The following is an 18,820-nucleotide window of genomic DNA, read 5'->3' as shown; positions in this document are numbered from 1 at the left end:
GGAGAGGATAAAACCGTTAACGACGTTCCAGAATTTCGAAGCAGTAGCTGTGCGAGTTCTGTGCATCCGCATCGTGAAACTCACTGAATACAGACTCCCACTCGTCCGGATCGTAATCCGGGAAATGGGTATCCCCTTCCACTTCCGCATCAATGTGCGTCAGATACAGTTTCTGCGCTTTTGGCAGGAACTGCTCATACACACGCCCGCCGCCGATCACCATGATCTCTTCGGCATCGCCGCAGGCGGCAATGGCTTCATCAACGGACTTAACCCACTGAACGCGATCGTCAGTGCCCGGCTGGCTACTGATCACAATATTCTTACGACCCGGCAATGGACGACCAATCGACTCCCAGGTCAGGCGGCCCATCACTACCGGCTTGTTTAACGTAGTACGTTTAAACCATGCGAGATCGGCAGGCAGGTTCCACGGCATGGCGTTTTCCATGCCGATAACGCGGTCTACCGCCAGCGCTGCAATCAGACTGATCATTGAAAATTTCCCGGATGCAAAAAATTGCCGCCACTATACGGAAAGCTTAATCTTTCGTCGACTGGCGGCAGGGTAAAGAATTAGAAATTTTTTAATATTGCTGGCAACTCCACTTCACGCAGAGGGTTTACTCTCCGGTTCATCCGCAGGATCACCGGTATGCTTGCCCTCTTCCGTCCCTTGCCAGCCGTGGCGCTGAACCAGCGACAGGTGATTACGATCTTCGTTGATGATCTCCGTCAGCATGGTGCTGGTGCGTTTAAACACCGCAGCGCGTTCGGTTGCCGTACTGCTTGCCATCGCCACCATCTCTTCCACCATCTCATGATTAAAACGGCGGAACAGATCGGCACGTTCACGCGCTTCATACGCACCAAGCCCCAGACTTTCCAGCGCCATGCGGCCAGATTTGAGCGCCCCTTCGAAGGTTTCACGTTCAGGGGCTGCCACCCCCGCCTGACGCAGCTGGATGTAGTGATCCACATCGCGCGCACGGGAGATAATGGTCAGATGCGGAAAATGCTCTTTAACCAGCTCAACCATCTGCATGCTGGTCTCAGGATCGTCGATGGCGTTAATCAGCACCTCGGCTTTCGCCGCCCCGGCGGATTCCAGCAGGTCCGCCCGGGTCGCATCACCGTAAAACACTTTCATATCGAATTTACGCAGCGTATCAACATGGTCAGGATCGTGATCGAGGATAACCATTTTCACACCGCTGGAGAGCAGTAAACGGCCTGCGATCTGCCCGAAGCGGCCAAATCCGGCGATGATCACGCGCGGCTGCTCCTCGTCGATCTCATCGGCTTCTCGCTCCTGTTCGCTTCCCGTTTTTTCCAGACGCGTCAGCAGCACCAGCAGAATTGGTGTTGCGGCCATCGACAGCGCGACCGCCAGCGTCAGCGCTTTTGCCCATTCCGGATCGAGTACATTTGCCATCTGCGCTGCGCCAAAGACAACGAAAGCAAACTCACTCCCCTGCCCCAGCAGCACGGCAAACCAACGGCGTTGCGGTTTTGGCACGTTTAACGGTCGGGCAATCAGCCACAGCATCGCCATTTTAATGACCAGGAAACCCACCAGCAGAATGATGATGCGCAGCGGGTGGGTTACCAGCGTCCCGAAGTCGATAGACATCCCGACGCCGATGAAAAACAGCCCAAGCAGCAATCCTTTAAACGGCTCGATATCGCTTTCCAGCGCGTGACGATATTCGGAGCTTGCCAGTAAGACCCCTGCGAGGAAAGCGCCCATCGCCATCGACAGCCCAGCCTCTTCAAGCAGCAATCCAAAACCAAACACCAGGAATAACGCAACGGCGCTGAATACTTCGCGCAGGCCAGAGCGAGCCACAAAGCGCAGCAACGGACGCGTTACGTAGCGCCCCAGAAGAATTACCAGCGCCAGCGCACCGACAACCTTCAGCGCAGATAAGGCAAATGCCCCCAGCGTCGTTGATGCGCCGCTGGTTGCCAGCAGCGGGATCATCGCTACCAGCGGGATGGCGGCAATATCCTGGAACAGCAGTACGGAGAAGGTGCTGCGCCCCATTTGCGAGACCGTCAGGTTACGTTCGTTCATTGCCTGCATGGCAATCGCCGTCGAGGAGAGCGCCAGCGTCATGCCAATCAGCTCTGCGACTTTCCACTCCATCCCCAGCAAAATGCAGAACCCGCCCAACAGCAGACCGCAGGCCAGCATTTGCAAAGCGCCACCGCCAAACACCGAGGCGCGCAGTTTCCACAGCCGCTGCGGATCCAATTCCAGGCCAATCACAAACAGCATCAGCACCACGCCGATTTCCGCAAAATGCAGGATTGACTCGGCATCCGTCACCAGCCGAAAGCCCCAGGGGCCAATCACACACCCGGCAATCAGATAGCCGAGCACCGAGCCCAGCCCCAGACGGACCGCCACGGGCACAATTAATGCCGCCGCGCCGAGGTAAATCAGCGCCTGTATCATCGTATGGCTATCCATTGTGCCCCTCCTGCCACTCGAGTAAGCGTTGTTTGTAGTGACGAGCCTGCGCCTGCAAGGTTTCATCGTCGCAGACAAAGGTACAGTGCATTGCAAAAGGCGGAAGCCAGTTCAGGCCACAGTAAAGGGCGGTAGCCTGGAGCGGCTGCGCCAGCACGTCAAATCCGGGGAAAGCGCCAATCTCAAAGTGGCTTTCACCCCCACCGGTGGTTACAGCCCACATCAGGCTTTTTCCCTGAAGCGCTTTGCCGTTATGTCCGTATGCCCAACCGTGCGACAAGACTTTGTCGATCCACAATTTCAGCAGCGGAGGTGTGCTGTACCACTGCATCGGATGCTGCCAGACGATCAGATCGGCACGAGAGAGCGCCTCCTGTTCGGCGGCGACATCGATACTGAAATCAGGATAGAGTTGATAGAGGGAACGTATCTCAACGTTTTCGAGCGTCCTTGCCTGCTCAAGCATCCGTTTATTCGCATGCGAATGTTGCGGATAGGGATGCGCATAAATTATCAGAACCATGAATATGCCTGTCTTTTACTTTTCTTGTAGCATTGAGTGTAGACAGTTACCACCCCGACTTAAAGGGGCTATCTAACGGTTAAAAGTAAAACGCAAGTATTGGCAACCCATCCCACCTTACCAGCGACAGTGGCGCTAAACACGAAGAGCGATACGCGAGACAAATTCATCCTACAAAATAGTTATGGCCATTCATATTATCATCAGATAGTTTTAGAGAAACTTAAGTCATTATTTAATAAATCAACCTGTACATAACCCATTGAAAAAATAATAATTTTATGCTTTTTTGTTTTGAGCTCACGCTTTAAGACGGACTAAATACGTTTTACGCACGTTATCTAATGTTCCTTCTCACTCAAATGGATGTGTACATGAGCAACAATTTCTTTAGATTAAATCATACAACCAAAACTCTTGGAAAGATATTTCCTGCCTTGTTGATATGCACCCCTGCGGTTGCATTTTCTGCAACGATTGACCAATCAACTTCTGTTCCTCAAGATTTCTCAGCCGATGCTGCATATATTATTAATAAAAACGTGACGATCTCCTCCGCCGGTAGTGAAGCGGCGGTATCGGTCTCTGGGTTTGCGATCGATAATGTCACTAACAAAGGAAATATTTCCGGTACAGGAACTGGCCTGGATATTAATACTGGCGCGCAACGTGTAGTTATTAACAATGACAGTGGTGCAACCATTTCTTCCACCACAGCGAATGCTGTGAATATTCAGTCATTACTCGGCGATTTCAACAACAATGGAAATATCATCGGTGCGGAAAATGGCATTTATGTCAGTGAAAGCTCCTCAGCAGTAAATATTACCAACACCAGCACTGGAGTGATAAAAGGAAAAACAGGCCTGAGTTCTCAGACTGGCATTGGTATTAATAACAGTGGTGCAATTATTGGTACAAGCGGTGACGCTATCACACTAGGCACTGGCAATACAAAGATATTAAACAGTGGTACCGTACAAGGAACCCAGAACGGCATTAATGTAAAAGATACGGCAAAAGTAGATATTACGAATAGCGGAACGATTAGTGGCGATACTGCGGCTATTATGTTCGCCAGCAATAAAAATAACACCCTGGTACTTGATACGGGTTCCACTCTTATCGGTGACGTTATTTCCACCAATTCCATGGGAAACACTCTCACTCTGATCGGCACCGGTACGGAAGACAGTAACTTCGTGGGTCTGAATGAAGGCGACGGTTTTGCCAGCGTAAAAATGGAGGGTGAAAGCTGGGCACTGTCGGGCGATCTCGACATTATTGGCTCTGGCGACTCCTTGCTGATAGAGACTGGCGCGTTAACCCTGTCGGGTGCGGTATCGAATACCGGTAATACGCGGGTGGCCAAAGACGCCTCGCTGCAACTGGGCGATGGCGAAAAAACTGCGACGCTCAGCGGTGGGCTCACCAACAATGGTACCGTCATTTTTAATCAGGGTAGCGATTTCACTTTCGCCACCGACATGACCGGTAGCGGTAACGTCGAAAAAGTTGATTCCAACACGCTGACCCTGACAGGCAAAAATAGCTATACAGGGAATACGGTTCTGCACGGTGGCACCACGCTGGTCTCCACCGGAGCAACGCTCGGCGTCAAGGGCAGTAACGCCACCGTTACCGTTGAAAACGGCGCGACCTTTGCCACCGCAGGCGAAGTGAACAACAATATCGCGATTCTTAGCGGCGGTACGCTGGCGGCATGGAATGCAGTCCAGGGTAATTCCACGCTCAGCGCTTCCGGTGTTGATACCATCAACGGCAACGTGGCTAATGGCGGCACGCTGTTGCTGAGTGCGGCTGATAATAGCGTTGGCAATAATTTTACGATTAATGGCGACTACACCGGCTCTGACGGTAGCCAGATTGTGATGAACAGCACTCTGGGTGAAGATAACTCACCAACTGACCACCTCACCATTACGGGCAGCAGCTTCGGTCAGTCCGGCGTCAGCATTACCAACATTGGCGGCGCAGGCGCGCAAACCCTTAACGGTATGGAAATTGTCAGCATTGGCGGCAGTTCCGAAGCCCAGCTGACGCTGGCAAAACCGGTCGTCGCAGGCGCTTGGGAGTATAACCTCTACCAGCACAGTGACGGAAACTGGTATCTGGAATCAAAGGCGACGCCTTCTGATGATCCTTCCGACGACACCGATGACGGTGGCAATAATGATGACGGCGGTAACACCGACGGCGGTGGCAACACCGATAATGGTGGTAACACCGATGACGGTGGTAACACAGATGACGGTGGTAACGCCGATGATGGTGGTAACACCGACAACGGCGGCAACACTGACAACGGCGGCAACACCGATAACGGCGGCAACACTGACAACGGTGGCAACACCGATAACGGCGGCAACACTGACAACGGCGGCAACACCGATAACGGCGGCAACACCGATAACGGCGGTAACAGTGCCCCGGAAGTTATGGCACCTGAAGTGGGTGCTTACTTAGGTAACTACCTTGCCGCGCAGAGCATGTTCCTGCATAAGCGCGACGATCGCGACCAGCTCACTTTCCGCAATGAAGACGATCTGAACACATGGATGTACGTTAAGGGTCGCTATCATGAGAACGATGCGGGTGGCGATAAAGTCAGCTACGACACCACCACCACCGTTCTGCAAGTCGGCAGCGATTTCATGAGCAAGCCAATGGATAACGGCATCCTGCGTGCCGGTGGTATGTTCGGTGCAGGCCAGGCGAAGACCCACTCTGATGCGAAGCACAACGTGCGTGACGCACAGGGTAAAGTTGATGGCTTCAATGTTGGGCTTTACGCCACCTGGCAGGAAGATCAGAAATTACGTCTGGGCAGCTACGTTGATACCTGGGCCGCTTATAGCTGGTACAACAACAAAGTCACCAGCAATCGTAACGATGAAGATTACGATAGCGAAGGTTTCGCCGCGTCTGTTGAAGTCGGCCACGCGTGGGTTATCCAGTCTGAAAATGAACGTACATGGAAGATCGAGCCACAGGCGCAGGTGATCTACAGCTATCTCGATCAGGAAAATCACACCGATCGCGACGGCGTACGCGTAACCACGCTGGACAATGACAGCGTCTTTGGTCGTCTTGGCGTTAAAGCAAGCTACTTCCAGCAGAAGGACGTCAAGGCCTGGCAGCCATACGTCGCAGTTAACTGGTTGAAAGGTGCTGGTCAAAACGATCTGGCATTCAACGACGAAACCGTCAGCAACGATACGCCAGAAGATCGTGGTCAGTTAGAGCTGGGCGTAACCGGCAACCTGAACGAAACCACAACGATCTCCCTGCGTGCCAGCGGTGAGTGGGGTGAAAACAGCTATGCCGCTTACGGCGGTCATATTTTGTTAAACCATCGCTGGTAATCGATCATTCTGACGCAAAAAAAGCAGTGGCATGTGCCACTGCTTTTTTTTAGTTATCCAGCTCACCCATTGATTTAACCTGGTCACGGTTAATCTGTTCAGTTTGACCGGTTTCGGCGTTTTTGTACGATACCAGACCGGTATCGTCATCCACCTGCGGTTTCCCGTCAGTAACGATAGTTTTACCATCGGTGGTTTTTACGGCCTGATTTGACGAACAGCCCGCCACGGTGAACATTGCAGTGGCAGCCAGAACGGAAGCGATCAGTAGTTTATTTTGCATGGTGTTTTCCCCTGCTCTCAGTTGAATTTTCGTTATCGACCTAACCATTTTAGGCTAACTGACTGAAAGCGGATGAAAAACCAGAAGGTTCTTAAGATGGGTAAAGAAAACCGTAGGGCGGGTAAGCGAAGCGCCACCCGCCACTTGCCCGGCGGCGCTAACGCTTGCCGGGCCTACGCAGATTACTTGCTAATCTGAGCGTGCATTTCCTGCACCGAAATCACCTTCTCGGTGGCATCCGCATTCAGCGCCATGGCCGTCGCGAAACCGCCGTTCAGGGTGGTGTCGTAATGCACTTTATACTGGAGCGCGCTGCGGCGAATCAGCTTGGAGTCTTCAATCGCCTGGCGACCTGCGGTGGTGTTGATGATGTAGGTGTACTCACCATTCTTGATACGGTCCTGAATGTGCGGACGACCTTCATGCACCTTGTTCACCAGACGCGGGTTGATCCCAGCTTCACCCAGCACAATTGCCGTGCCGTGGGTTGCATCCAGCTCGAAGCCCTGTTTAAGCAGCTTGGCGGCCAGGTCAACCACGCGCTCTTTATCGCCTTCGCGAACGGAGAGCAGCGCACGGCCCGATTTTCTCATGGTGGAGCTGCTGCCCAGCTGTGCCTTGGCAAACGCTTCTGCGAAGGTGCGGCCCACGCCCATCACTTCCCCTGTAGAGCGCATCTCTGGCCCTAACAGTGGGTCAACGCCCGGGAATTTGTTGAACGGCAGCACCACCTCTTTCACCGAGTAGTACGGCGGGATGATTTCTTTCGTGACGCCCTGCTGAGTCAGCGTCTGGCCAGCCATCACGCGCGCCGCCACTTTCGCCAGCGGAATACCGGTCGCTTTAGAGACGAACGGTACGGTACGTGCCGCACGCGGGTTGACTTCAATCAGATAAACTTCGTTGTCTTTCACTGCGAACTGAACGTTCATCAGGCCGCGAACCTGTAGCTCGAAGGCCAGCTTCTGCACCTGCTGACGCATCACATCCTGAATCTCCTGGCTCAGGGTGTACGCAGGAAGAGAACATGCGGAGTCACCGGAGTGCACGCCAGCCTGCTCGATGTGCTCCATGATGCCGCCAATCAGCACCATTTCGCCGTCGCAGATAGCGTCAACGTCGACTTCAACCGCGTCGTCGAGGAAGCGGTCGAGCAGCACTGGCGCATCGTTGGAAACGCTCACCGCCGTCTGGAAGTAGCGACGCAGGTCGGCTTCGTCATAGACGATTTCCATCGCACGGCCGCCCAGTACGTAGGATGGACGCACCACCAGCGGGTAACCAATCTCTTTCGCTTTCTCAACGGCCATTTCAATCGCGGTCACGGTGGCGTTCGCCGGCTGTTTCAGCTTGAGACGATCAACTGCCTGCTGGAAACGCTCGCGGTCTTCCGCACGGTCAATAGCGTCCGGGCTGGTGCCGATGACCGGCACACCTGCTGCTTCCAGCGCACGCGCCAGCTTCAGCGGAGTCTGGCCGCCATACTGCACGATCACGCCTTTCGGCTTCTCGATGCGCACGATTTCAAGCACGTCTTCCAGCGTAACCGGCTCGAAGTAGAGGCGGTCGGAAGTGTCGTAGTCGGTCGAGACGGTTTCCGGGTTACAGTTGACCATGATGGTCTCGTAACCGTCTTCGCGCAGCGCCAGCGAGGCATGCACGCAGCAGTAGTCGAACTCAATGCCCTGGCCGATACGGTTTGGACCGCCGCCCAGCACCATAATCTTGTCGCGGTCGACGGACGGGTTCGCCTCGCACTCATCTTCATAGGTGGAGTACATGTACGCGGTATCGGTCGAGAACTCTGCCGCACAGGTGTCCACGCGCTTGTAAACCGGGTGCAGGTCATACTGGTCGCGCAGCTTGCGGATCTCCGCTTCACGTACGCCCGCCAGTTTAGCCAGACGCGCATCGGCGAAGCCTTTACGCTTCAGCATGCGCAGGAAGTCTGCGTCCAGGCCGTTGATGCCCAGCTCTGCCACTTTCTCTTCCAGACGCACCAGCTCTTCAATCTGCACCAGGAACCAGCGGTCGATGTTAGTCAGGTTAAATACGCCGTCGATAGAGAGGCCTGCACGGAAGGCATCGGCGATGTACCAGATACGCTCTGCGCCCGCGTCTTTCAGCTCGCGGCGGATTTTGGTCAGTGCTTCCGGGTCGTCCAGGCTGACTTTCGGGTCAAAGCCGGTCGCGCCCACTTCCAGGCCACGCAGCGCTTTTTGCAGGGATTCCTGCTGCGTGCGGCCAATCGCCATGACTTCACCAACGGATTTCATCTGGGTAGTCAGACGGTCGTTCGCGCCGGCGAATTTCTCGAAGTTAAAGCGAGGAATTTTGGTCACAACGTAGTCGATGGACGGTTCGAAGGACGCTGGCGTGCGGCCACCGGTGATGTCGTTCATCAGCTCGTCAAGGGTGTAACCCACCGCCAGTTTCGCCGCCACTTTCGCAATCGGGAAGCCGGTGGCTTTGGAGGCCAGCGCGGAGGAACGGGACACGCGCGGGTTCATTTCGATAACAATCAGACGGCCGGTTTTCGGGTTCACCGAGAACTGCACGTTCGAGCCGCCGGTTTCCACGCCGATTTCACGCAGTACCGCCATCGAGGCGTTACGCATGATTTGGTACTCTTTGTCGGTCAGCGTCTGAGCTGGCGCAACGGTGATGGAGTCGCCGGTGTGGATCCCCATCGCGTCGAAGTTTTCGATGGAGCAAACGATGATGCAGTTGTCGTTTTTATCACGCACCACTTCCATCTCGTACTCTTTCCAGCCAATCAGCGATTCATCAATCAGCAGCTCTTTGGTTGGGGAGAGATCCAGACCGCGTTCGCAAATCTCTTCGAACTCTTCGCGGTTGTAGGCGATACCGCCGCCGGTGCCGCCCATGGTGAATGATGGACGGATGATGCACGGATAGCCCACGTCAGCCGCGACGGCCAGCGCTTCTTCCATGTTGTGTGCGATACCGGAACGCGCGGTGTCGAGGCCAATTTTTTTCATTGCTACGTCGAAGCGACGACGGTCTTCTGCTTTATCAATCGCGTCGGCGGTTGCACCAATCATGGTCACGCCGAACTCTTCCAGCACGCCCTGACGCTCCAGCTCCAGTGCACAGTTCAGCGCCGTCTGGCCGCCCATGGTCGGCAGCACCGCATCCGGACGCTCTTTCTCGATAATTTTGCGTACCACTTCCCAGTGAATCGGCTCAATGTAGGTCGCATCTGCCATTTCCGGGTCGGTCATGATGGTGGCCGGGTTAGAGTTGACCAGGATGACGCGGTAACCCTCTTCGCGCAGGGCTTTACACGCCTGCGCGCCGGAGTAGTCAAATTCACAGGCCTGGCCGATCACGATCGGGCCAGCGCCAAGGATCAGGATGCTTTTTATGTCTGTACGTTTTGGCATGGTCTTCTCAGCTCCTGATTATTTAGCAGTCTTACGGTATTGCTCGATAAGTTCGATGAAGTGATCGAACAGCGGCGCGGCATCGTGTGGGCCCGGGCTGGCTTCAGGGTGGCCCTGGAAGCTGAACGCAGGCTTATCGGTGCGATGGATACCCTGCAAGGTACCATCGAACAGTGACTTATGCGTCACGCGCAGGTTAGCTGGCATCGTCGCTTCATCCACAGCGAAGCCGTGGTTCTGCGCGGTGATCATTACCGTGTTGTTGTCGATATCTTTCACCGGGTGGTTACCACCATGGTGGCCGAACTTCATCTTGACGGTGTTCGCTCCGCTCGCCAGCGCCAGCAGCTGATGGCCGAGACAGATGCCGAATACCGGGATATCGGTTTCAAGGAAGGACTTAATGGCGTCGATAGCGTAGTCACACGGCGCCGGGTCGCCAGGACCGTTAGAGAGGAAGATGCCGTCCGGGTTCATCTTCAGAACATCTTCCGCAGACGTTTGTGCCGGGACGACCGTCAGGCGGCAGCCACGGTCAACCAGCATACGCAGGATGTTGCGCTTGGCACCAAAATCGTAGGCCACCACGTGGAACGGCAGCTCGCTTTCCGGTTTCGCTTCCGGCAGGTCGCCTTCCAGCGTCCAGCTTCCCTGCGTCCAGCTGTAGGCTTCTGTGGTAGTCACTTCTTTCGCCAGGTCCATCCCGTTCAGGCCCGGGAAGGCTTTCGCTTTTTCCAGCGCCAGCGCCGCATCGAGGTTGTCCCCTGCGATGATGCAGCCATTTTGTGCACCCTTCTCGCGCAGCAGACGCGTCAGCTTACGGGTATCGATATCGGCAATCGCCACAATGTTATGGCGCTTCAGGTAAGAAGAGAGGTCTTCGGTGTTGCGGAAGTTGCTGGCAATCAGCGGCAGGTCGCGAATGACCAGGCCTTGTGCATGTACCTGAGAGGATTCTTCGTCAGCCGCATTGGTGCCGACATTGCCGATATGAGGATAAGTAAGAGTAACGATTTGGCGAGAATAGGAAGGATCAGTGAGGATTTCTTGATAACCGGTCATTGAAGTATTGAAAACGACTTCCCCAACCGCCGAACCCGTTGCCCCTATGGCCCGACCGATAAACTGGGTTCCGTCTTCCAGAACCAATAGCGCTGACTTAATCAAAACACCCTCCAGAGAATATTCACTCACTTTATTTGCATATTAATTCATAACCATGTCATGGATCAATGCAAATGTGTTGCCAGCGGATTTTTGGCAAACGGCGGCATTCTGGGGATTTGCCATGTAAAAGTCAACTTAAAACGGGGATTTTGTTTATTCTTTTGCAGGCCTGATGGCTTGATTTCAAATTAAGCGGCAAAAAGATCAACTAAATCACTGTGGAAACCGCTTGCGCAGGCAGTTTAAAAGAAACAATCGTCTTGCGGGAATAAAAAGTGGACCAGATGGTCAAAATTTACAGTACAGCAACATAAAATAGCATGAAAACACTTACTTTAAATGAGTTAAATGCAATAATCATTTGAAATAGACAAAATAAAAGGGCAATAAAATATTGCCCTATGCAATCAAACAGTTACGACTGCAATAACCACATCACGATGGGTAATAACGCTTACAAATTGTTGAGTTCGAGCACATCTCGCATATCAAAAAGACCATTTGGCTTACCTTTTAGCCACAGTGCGGAACGTACCGCCCCGTTTGCAAACGTCATGCGGCTGGATGCTTTATGTGTGATTTCGACCCTTTCACCAATATCGGCGAACATAGCGGTATGTTCGCCGACGATATCACCCGCGCGAACGGTGGCAAAACCAATGGTGCCAGGCACGCGCTCGCCAGTGTGACCTTCGCGAGAATAGACCGCGATGTCTTTCAAATCTTTATCCATTGCATAAGCAATCGCTTCGCCCATCGCCAGCGCCGTGCCAGATGGGGCATCGACTTTATGGCGGTGGTGCGCTTCAATAATCTCAATGTCGGTATAGTCGCCCATCACCTTCGCTGCCTTTTCCAGCAGTTTCAGCATAACGTTAACGCCTACGCTAAAGTTCGCGGCGAAGACAATCGCAATGTCGGCGGCTGCTTCCTGAATGGCCTGTTTACCGGCATCATCGAAACCGGTGGTGCCAATCACCATCCCTTTACCGTGCTGGCGGCAAAACGCCAGATGAGTCAAAGTGCCTTCCGGACGGGTAAAGTCGATGAACACGTCAAAGTCTTCTTTCACCGCCTCCAGGTTGCTCTGCACGGTAACGCCTGTCTTGCCCGCGCCTGCCAGCTCGCCTGCATCGGAGCCCAGCAGAGATGAACCTTCACGCTCCAGCGCCGCGCCAAGTGCCACGCCATCCATCTGTAGTGCCGCCTGTATCAGCTGGCGACCCATACGTCCACCCGCGCCCGCAATGGCGACACGGATCTGTGCATCATGCATAGTTATTCTCTTACGTTAAAATGATGTAAACCGTTTTCAGATTAACCAGCCTTCGCTAAGGCTGCCAACTGAAAACACCAATAATTAGAATTTAACGTGAAACCGACTCAGATATCAGTAAAAGACATGATTTTGTCGTCACGATAAGATACGAAGCAAAAAAAAGGCCAGCACAGAAGGTGCTGGCCTTTCATCAGAAAAGAAATTATTCCACTTCGCGGGCGTCGATTCGCAGCTCTTTCGGCACTTCAAAGACAATGTTCTCTTCACGGCCTTCCAGCGGCACCGCTTCGCCACCACCCAGCTCTTGCAGGCGGGCAATGACGTTTTGCACCAGAATATCCGGCGCTGAAGCACCTGCGGTAACACCGACGCAGGCCGCGTTTTTCACCCACGCTTCCTGAATGTCCGTTGCGTCGTCGATCAGAAACGCCGCTTTCCCCATACGCTGCGCCAGTTCGGCCAGACGGTTAGAGTTAGAGGAGTTTTTTGAACCGACCACCAGCACCACGTCCGCCTGTTCAGCCAGCGCGCGCACGGCTTCCTGACGGTTGGTGGTTGCGTAGCAGATATCATCTTTGCGCGGCCCGACGATTTTTGGGAAGCGCTGGCGCAGGGCGTCAATCACGTCTGAGGTGTCGTCCACGGAAAGCGTCGTCTGGGTCATAAACGACAGACGCGCTTCGTTTTTCACATTCAGCGTAAAAACGTCTTCCGGCGACTCAACCAGATACATGCCCCCTTCCGGGTTGCTGTACTGACCCATGGTTCCTTCAACTTCCGGGTGACCGGCATGGCCAATCAGAATCGACTCTTCACCACGACGGCTTGCACGCGCCACTTCCATATGCACCTTGGTCACTAACGGACAGGTGGCATCGAATACGGTCAGATCGCGGCTTTTGGCTTCGTTACGTACGGCCTGGGATACGCCGTGCGCGGAGAAGATGAGGATTGCGCCGTCCGGCACTTCGCTGATCTGCTCGATAAAAATCGCACCGCGCTCGCGCAGGCTGTCGACCACGTAGCGGTTGTGCACCACTTCGTGACGCACGTAAATCGGCGCGCCGTAAATCTCCAGCGCATTTTCAACAATGCTGATAGCGCGGTCTACACCAGCGCAAAAACCGCGCGGGTTAGCCAACAGGATCTGCATTTCAGTCCTCCAGCGCCGGATCGATCTCCAGCACTTCTACATCAAAATGAACGGTACGCCCGGCAAGCGGATGGTTGAAGTCAACGGTGATGGAATCCCCGTTGATTTCGCGGATCACGCCAGGCATTTCGCTGCCGTCCATAGCGGTAAAGAGCATAATCGCCCCGATCTCCGGTTCACCCGCATCCATAAACTCACGGCGCGAGAAGTACTGAATCAGATCCGGGCTTGGCACACCGAATGCCGCATCCGGCTCCAGTGAGAACGCTTTTTTCTCACCCACTTTCAGCCCGAGAAGCTGTTGTTCGAGGCCTTCAGACAGGGAGGTGTCGCCCAGACGAAACAGCGCCGGTTTGCCATTGTTGCGGGTGGACTCGGCCGTGGAGCCGTCATCCAGCTTCAGCGTGAAATGAACGAGAACCGCGCTGTTGCTCTGTACGGATTTAGACATGCAAATTGCTCGCTTGTTTTGGGTCACCTGTTGCCCGGTGGCGCTACGCTTACCGGGCCTACGGGGGCCACAAATTCTGTAGGCCGGGATCGCTACGCGTCACCCGGCTGGTTTTGTTACGCCTGCTCTTTCGCGGCCGGTTTAGGCAAGAAGCCTTCCAGCACGATTAACGCTGCACCAACGCATATTGCGCTATCGGCGAGGTTAAAGGTCGCAAAGTGCCAGTTGCCGACGTAGAAGTCGATCATATCGACTACAAAGCCGTGCCACAGGCGGTCAAACAGGTTACCCAGTGCGCCACCAATGATCAGCGCGTAGGCGATGTTATTCAGCTTTTGCGTGGCCTTCGAGCGGTACATCAGCACCGCGAGCACGACGCAGATACCCATTGCGATACCTGCGAAGAACCAACGCTGCCAGCCACCGCTGTCGGCAAGGAAACTAAACGCCGCGCCGTAGTTGCGGGCGTAGTGCAGGTTAAGCGACGGGAACAGCGGGACCGTCTCCCCCAGAGCGAAATTCTGGAGGATCAGGAACTTGCTGCCCAAATCAATAATCAGCACCACTACCACCAGCCACAGCCAGCGCAGTCCTGTTGAACAGAGAGTTTTACTCATCAGGCAAACTTACGTTTTTCGCCGTCGCCGGCGACGTTGCTTACACAGCGTCCGCAGATGTCTGCGTGTTCCGCCACCTGGCCGACATCGGTAGTGTAATGCCAGCAACGCGGGCATTTTTCACCATCGGCTTTGCTCAGTGCGACCTTCAGTCCTTTGAGCAGTTCGCTCTGCTGAGCATCAGCAGATGCCTCGGCATAATCCGCAACTTTCGCACCGGAGGTCAACAGGACAAATCGTAATTCATCGCCCAGCGCGGTCAGCTTCGCGGCCAGCTCAGGTTCTGCGTACAGGGTCACCGTCGCTTCCAGAGAGCCACCGACTTTCTTGTCAGCGCGCGCCTGCTCGATAACCTTGTTCACTTCGCCACGCACTTTCAGCAGCTCGTCCCAGTAGGCGTCGTTCATTGCTTCAGTGCTGGAGAGGTCGAACAGACCTTCGTACCACTCGCCGGTGAAGACATACTTCTCACGGTCGCCCGGCAGGTAACCCCAGATTTCATCTGCGGTGAAGGACATGATCGGCGCCATCCAGCGTACCAGCGCCTCTGCGATGTGGAACAGCGCGGTCTGGCAGCTACGACGCGCCACGCTGTCCGCTTTCGCGGTGTACTGGCGGTCTTTGATGATGTCGAGATAGAACGACCCCATCTCAATGGAGCAGAAGCGCATCAGGCGCTGCACCACTTCGTGGAAGTCGTAAGACTCATAGGCTTTCAGAATATCTTCCTGTGCCGCTTTCGCGCAGCCTACCGCCCAGCGATCGAGCACCACCATCTCTTCCGGCTTCACCATGTCTTTTACCGGATCAAACCCGTTCAGGTTCGCCAGCAGGAAGCGCGCGGTGTTACGGATACGACGATAGCTGTCAGCAGCACGTTTCAGGATCTCGTCAGACACCGCCATTTCGCCCGTGTAGTCGGTGGATGCCACCCACAGGCGTAGAATATCCGCGCCCAGCTTGTTCATCACGTCCTGCGGAGAAACGGTGTTACCGATGGATTTGGACATCTTACGGCCCTGACCATCCACGGTGAAGCCGTGGGTCAGTACCTGGCGGTAAGGTGCTTTGCCCTTCATGGCGGTGGAGATCATCAGGGATGACATGAACCAGCCGCGGTGTTGGTCGGAGCCTTCCAGATACATGTCGGCAGCGTGACCGGCGAACTCAGGGCGCACGTCAACCACGGAGGAGTGGGTAGACCCGGAGTCGAACCACACGTCCAGGGTATCCGGCACTTTCTCGTAGTTGTCCGCGTCAGCGCCCAGGATGTCACGGGAATCGAGATCCCACCACGCCTGAATGCCGTCAACTTCAACGCGCTTCGCCACCTCTTCCATCAGTTCCAGGGTGTTCGGGTGCAGTTCCTGCGTCTCTTTATGCACGAACAGCGACATCGGCACGCCCCAGGTGCGCTGACGGGAGATACACCAGTCAGGACGGTTAGCCACCATGGATTCGATACGCGCCTGGCCCCAGTCCGGGATCCACTGCACGCCTTTGATCTCTTTCAGAGACTGCTCGCGCAGGCCTTTCTGGTCCATGCTGACGAACCACTGCGGGGTCGCACGGAAGATAATCGGGGTCTTATGGCGCCAGCAGCACGGATAGCTGTGCTGCATTTTCTCAACGTGCAGCAGCGCGCCGCTGGTGCGAAGCATGTCAACGATGATGTCGTTGGCTTTAAAGACGTTGATACCGTCCAGCGCCGGGTAGGTGCCAGGCAGGTAAGAGCCATCCGGACCGACCGGGTTGGCGATTTCCAGACCGTATTTCAGGCTGATGTTGTAGTCGTCAGGACCGTGGCCGCCGGCGGTATGCACCGCACCGGTACCCGCGTCCAGCGTGACGTGGTCGCCCAGGATCGCCGGAACGTCGAAGTCCAGGAACGGGTGTTTGAAGCGCATCAGCTCCAGCGCGTCGCCTTTTACGGTGCCCAGCACGCTGTAATCGGTGATGTTCGCGCGTTTAAGCACGCTTTCAACCAGATCTTTTGCCAGGATAACCGCGCGACCATCAATTTGTACCAGCGCGTACTCAAACTCACCGGACAGGGAAATGGCACGGTTGGCTGGTAACGTCCACGGGGTGGTGGTCCAGATAACCAGCGAGACTGGACCGCTTACGCCTGGCAGGCCAAATTTAGCTTTGATCGCATCCTGATCGACCGCTTCGAACGCCACGTCGATAGAAGGCGAGGTTTTGTCGTAATACTCTACTTCCGCTTCTGCCAGCGCAGAACGGCAGTCCACGCACCAGTGCACCGGCTTAGCGCCTTTATGCAGGTGACCGTTACCGATGATTTTACCCAGCGCACGGATAATGTTGGCTTCGGTTTTGAAGTCCATGGTCAGGTACGGGTGCGACCAGTCGCCTAGCACGCCCAGACGGATGAAGTCAGCGCGCTGACCGTCTACCTGGGTGGCAGCGTATTCGCGGCATTTCGCGCGGAACTCTGCGGCGGTGAACTTCTCACCCGGCTTACCGTACTCTTGCTCCACTTTCAGCTCGATTGGCAGACCATGGCAGTCCCAGCCCGGAACATAAGGCGAGTCATATCCCGCGAGTCCTTTGGACTTCACGATAATGTCTTTCAGAATCTTGTTTACAGAGTGACCAATATGAATGCTGCCATTCGCATAGGGAGGGCCATCATGCAGAATGAAGGTTTTTTTGCCTTTTTTGGCTGCACGAATGATGCCGTACAGGTCATCATCAGTCCAACGCGCCAGCATTCCCGGTTCGCGCTTGGCGAGATCGCCGCGCATCGGGAACCCTGTTTCCGGCAAATTCAGGGTTGATTTATAGTCACTCATCAGATTCTCGGTTCCGTATTTATCACGTAGGCAGTTAAGCCGGTTCTAAAGCCCAAAAAACTCGCGGGCCGTTAATTCATCTCGCGCGATTTGCGCCTTAAGTTCATCCAGCGAAGCGAATCGCTGTTCATTGCGTATTTTTTTACGCAGTATCACATCTATATGGCGACCGTAGAGGTCCATTACAACGTCCAGCAGGTGTACTTCTAACTGTTGACGCACACCGGAAACCGTTGGACGTGTACCAATGTTGGCAACACCGTAAAAAGGCTTCTCACCCAGTCCTGCCACTTCCACCGCATAGACCCCTTTAACCGGGGAGACCTGACGACGCAGCGGTATATTCGCCGTCGGAAAACCTATCGTGCGGCCCAGCGCATCGCCATGGACCACACGACCTGAAATTGTGAACGGATGACCCAGCAGCGTTTCTGCCGTGTCCAGTTCATCGTTCGCCAGCGCCTGACGTACCGCCGTGCTGCTGACGCGCACCCCGCCCTCACAGAAGGTCATCGTACTGGTGACGTCAAACCCGTACTCCAGGCCAGCCTTCTGTAATAACAAGAAATCGCCCTGACGACCAGCGCCAAAGCGGAAATCATCGCCCACGGCGAGAAACTGCACGCCAAGCTGCCTGACCAACAGATCGCTGACAAAGTTTTGTGCGGTCAGCGCGGCAAACCGACGGTCGAAGCGTACGCACAGGACGTAGTCCACGCCGGACTCCGCCAGGTAGCGTAACTTCTCACGCAGACGCGTCAGCCGCGCGGGGGATTTCTCGCCGGCAAACAGCTCCAGCGGCTGCGGTTCGAAAATCATCACCACAACGGGCAGGCCACGCGCCTCCCCTTCTTTACGCAATCCCTGCAACAGCGCCTGATGCCCACGATGCACGCCGTCAAAATTACCAATGGTCAGCACGCACCCGTGCGGGGCTTGACTGAGATTATGTATGCCGCGTATCAGCTTCATGACTGGCTCAAAACAGTGAAAATCGCCAAAGTATACCTTGTACGGCGGTTAAGGTTAACCGGCGATTGTTCACGCGAAACAGAAAGCCGTATGATTTCATCAGGCTGACCTTTCACAGCAAAAAAATCTGCCCGAGAACTGCGATTTTTATCCCGAAAGGCTGTATTCACGAAAGACAAGCTGGTAGAATCCTGCGCCATCACTACGTAACGTAGCGTCGCTCATTAACGGCGCTTATTTGCACAAATCCATTGACAAAAGAAGGCAAAGAGGGCATATTCCTCGGCCTT

At 54.7% G+C, this 18,820-nt stretch carries 13 protein-coding genes and 1 pseudogene; 1 reads left to right on the top strand and 13 read right to left on the bottom strand.

Going from position 1 to position 18,820, the window contains the following annotated elements; genetic code table 11:
• Positions 1–16 precede the first annotated feature (16 nt).
• The 3 genes from folA to kefF form a co-directional block, all read right to left on the bottom strand.
• Positions 17–496: a type 3 dihydrofolate reductase gene (folA, locus tag IM282_RS05540; RefSeq protein WP_003856431.1), complete on the bottom strand. Its 480-nt coding sequence runs from the start codon at positions 494–496 to the stop codon at positions 17–19.
• 114 nt (positions 497–610) lie between these two features.
• Complete coding sequence (gene kefC / locus IM282_RS05535; RefSeq protein WP_022647016.1) at positions 611–2,476, bottom strand: glutathione-regulated potassium-efflux system protein KefC; 1,866 nt, start codon at positions 2,474–2,476, stop codon at positions 611–613.
• The gene (gene kefF, locus IM282_RS05530; protein WP_023305423.1) at positions 2,469–2,999 is read right to left on the bottom strand and encodes a glutathione-regulated potassium-efflux system oxidoreductase KefF; all 531 of its coding nucleotides are present in this window, start codon (positions 2,997–2,999) and stop codon (positions 2,469–2,471) included. Before kefF ends, kefC begins: the two co-directional genes overlap by 8 nt.
• Positions 3,000–3,361: 362 nt before the next feature.
• Between kefF and IM282_RS05525 the strand changes: the two genes are divergently transcribed.
• Positions 3,362–6,385: an autotransporter outer membrane beta-barrel domain-containing protein gene (locus tag IM282_RS05525; RefSeq protein ID WP_370553595.1), complete on the top strand. Its 3,024-nt coding sequence runs from the start codon at positions 3,362–3,364 to the stop codon at positions 6,383–6,385.
• A 49-nt stretch (positions 6,386–6,434) separates the two neighbouring features.
• Here the strand turns inward: IM282_RS05525 and IM282_RS05520 are convergent, their stop codons facing one another.
• The 10 genes and pseudogenes from IM282_RS05520 to IM282_RS22000 all read right to left on the bottom strand — a co-directional run bounded on the left by IM282_RS05520 (position 6,435) and on the right by IM282_RS22000 (position 18,755).
• The gene (locus IM282_RS05520) at positions 6,435–6,668 is read right to left on the bottom strand and encodes a YgdI/YgdR family lipoprotein (RefSeq protein WP_003856439.1); all 234 of its coding nucleotides are present in this window, start codon (positions 6,666–6,668) and stop codon (positions 6,435–6,437) included.
• Between the two features lie 182 nt (positions 6,669–6,850).
• On the bottom strand, positions 6,851–10,075 hold the full coding sequence (gene carB, locus IM282_RS05515) for a carbamoyl-phosphate synthase large subunit (RefSeq protein WP_023299298.1): 3,225 nt from the start codon (positions 10,073–10,075) through the stop codon (positions 6,851–6,853).
• A gap of 18 nt (positions 10,076–10,093) precedes the next feature.
• Entirely contained in the window at positions 10,094–11,242 is a 1,149-nt protein-coding gene (carA, locus tag IM282_RS05510; RefSeq protein WP_023299297.1) for a glutamine-hydrolyzing carbamoyl-phosphate synthase small subunit, read from the bottom strand.
• A 454-nt stretch (positions 11,243–11,696) separates the two neighbouring features.
• Entirely contained in the window at positions 11,697–12,518 is an 822-nt protein-coding gene (dapB, locus tag IM282_RS05505; RefSeq protein WP_022647011.1) for a 4-hydroxy-tetrahydrodipicolinate reductase, read from the bottom strand.
• Positions 12,519–12,723: 205 nt separating this feature from the next.
• On the bottom strand, positions 12,724–13,674 hold the full coding sequence (gene ispH, locus IM282_RS05500; RefSeq protein WP_022647010.1) for a 4-hydroxy-3-methylbut-2-enyl diphosphate reductase: 951 nt from the start codon (positions 13,672–13,674) through the stop codon (positions 12,724–12,726).
• Position 13,675: 1 nt separating this feature from the next.
• On the bottom strand, positions 13,676–14,125 hold the full coding sequence (gene fkpB, locus IM282_RS05495; protein WP_023299296.1) for an FKBP-type peptidyl-prolyl cis-trans isomerase: 450 nt from the start codon (positions 14,123–14,125) through the stop codon (positions 13,676–13,678).
• 116 nt (positions 14,126–14,241) lie between these two features.
• Positions 14,242–14,742 (bottom strand): signal peptidase II, encoded by a 501-nt coding sequence (gene lspA, locus IM282_RS05490; RefSeq protein WP_192970214.1) that lies wholly within the window; start codon positions 14,740–14,742, stop codon positions 14,242–14,244.
• The gene (ileS, locus tag IM282_RS05485) at positions 14,742–17,558 is read right to left on the bottom strand and encodes an isoleucine--tRNA ligase (RefSeq protein WP_038415308.1); all 2,817 of its coding nucleotides are present in this window, start codon (positions 17,556–17,558) and stop codon (positions 14,742–14,744) included. The genes lspA and ileS overlap by 1 nt, the downstream gene beginning before the upstream one ends.
• A 45-nt stretch (positions 17,559–17,603) precedes the next feature.
• On the bottom strand, positions 17,604–18,530 hold the full coding sequence (ribF, locus tag IM282_RS05480; protein WP_023299293.1) for a bifunctional riboflavin kinase/FAD synthetase: 927 nt from the start codon (positions 18,528–18,530) through the stop codon (positions 17,604–17,606).
• 7 nt (positions 18,531–18,537) lie between these two features.
• Positions 18,538–18,755 (bottom strand): annotated as a pseudogene (locus IM282_RS22000) (DUF2575 domain-containing protein).
• Between the last annotated feature and the right edge of the window lie 65 nt (positions 18,756–18,820).

The sequence above is a fragment of the Enterobacter cloacae complex sp. P29RS genome (assembly GCF_014893445.1).
GTDB classification, from domain to species: Bacteria; Pseudomonadota; Gammaproteobacteria; order Enterobacterales; family Enterobacteriaceae; genus Enterobacter; species Enterobacter intestinihominis.
Note: the sequence above shows the minus strand (reverse complement) of the source record. Positions and strands in the feature narration are given on the sequence as shown.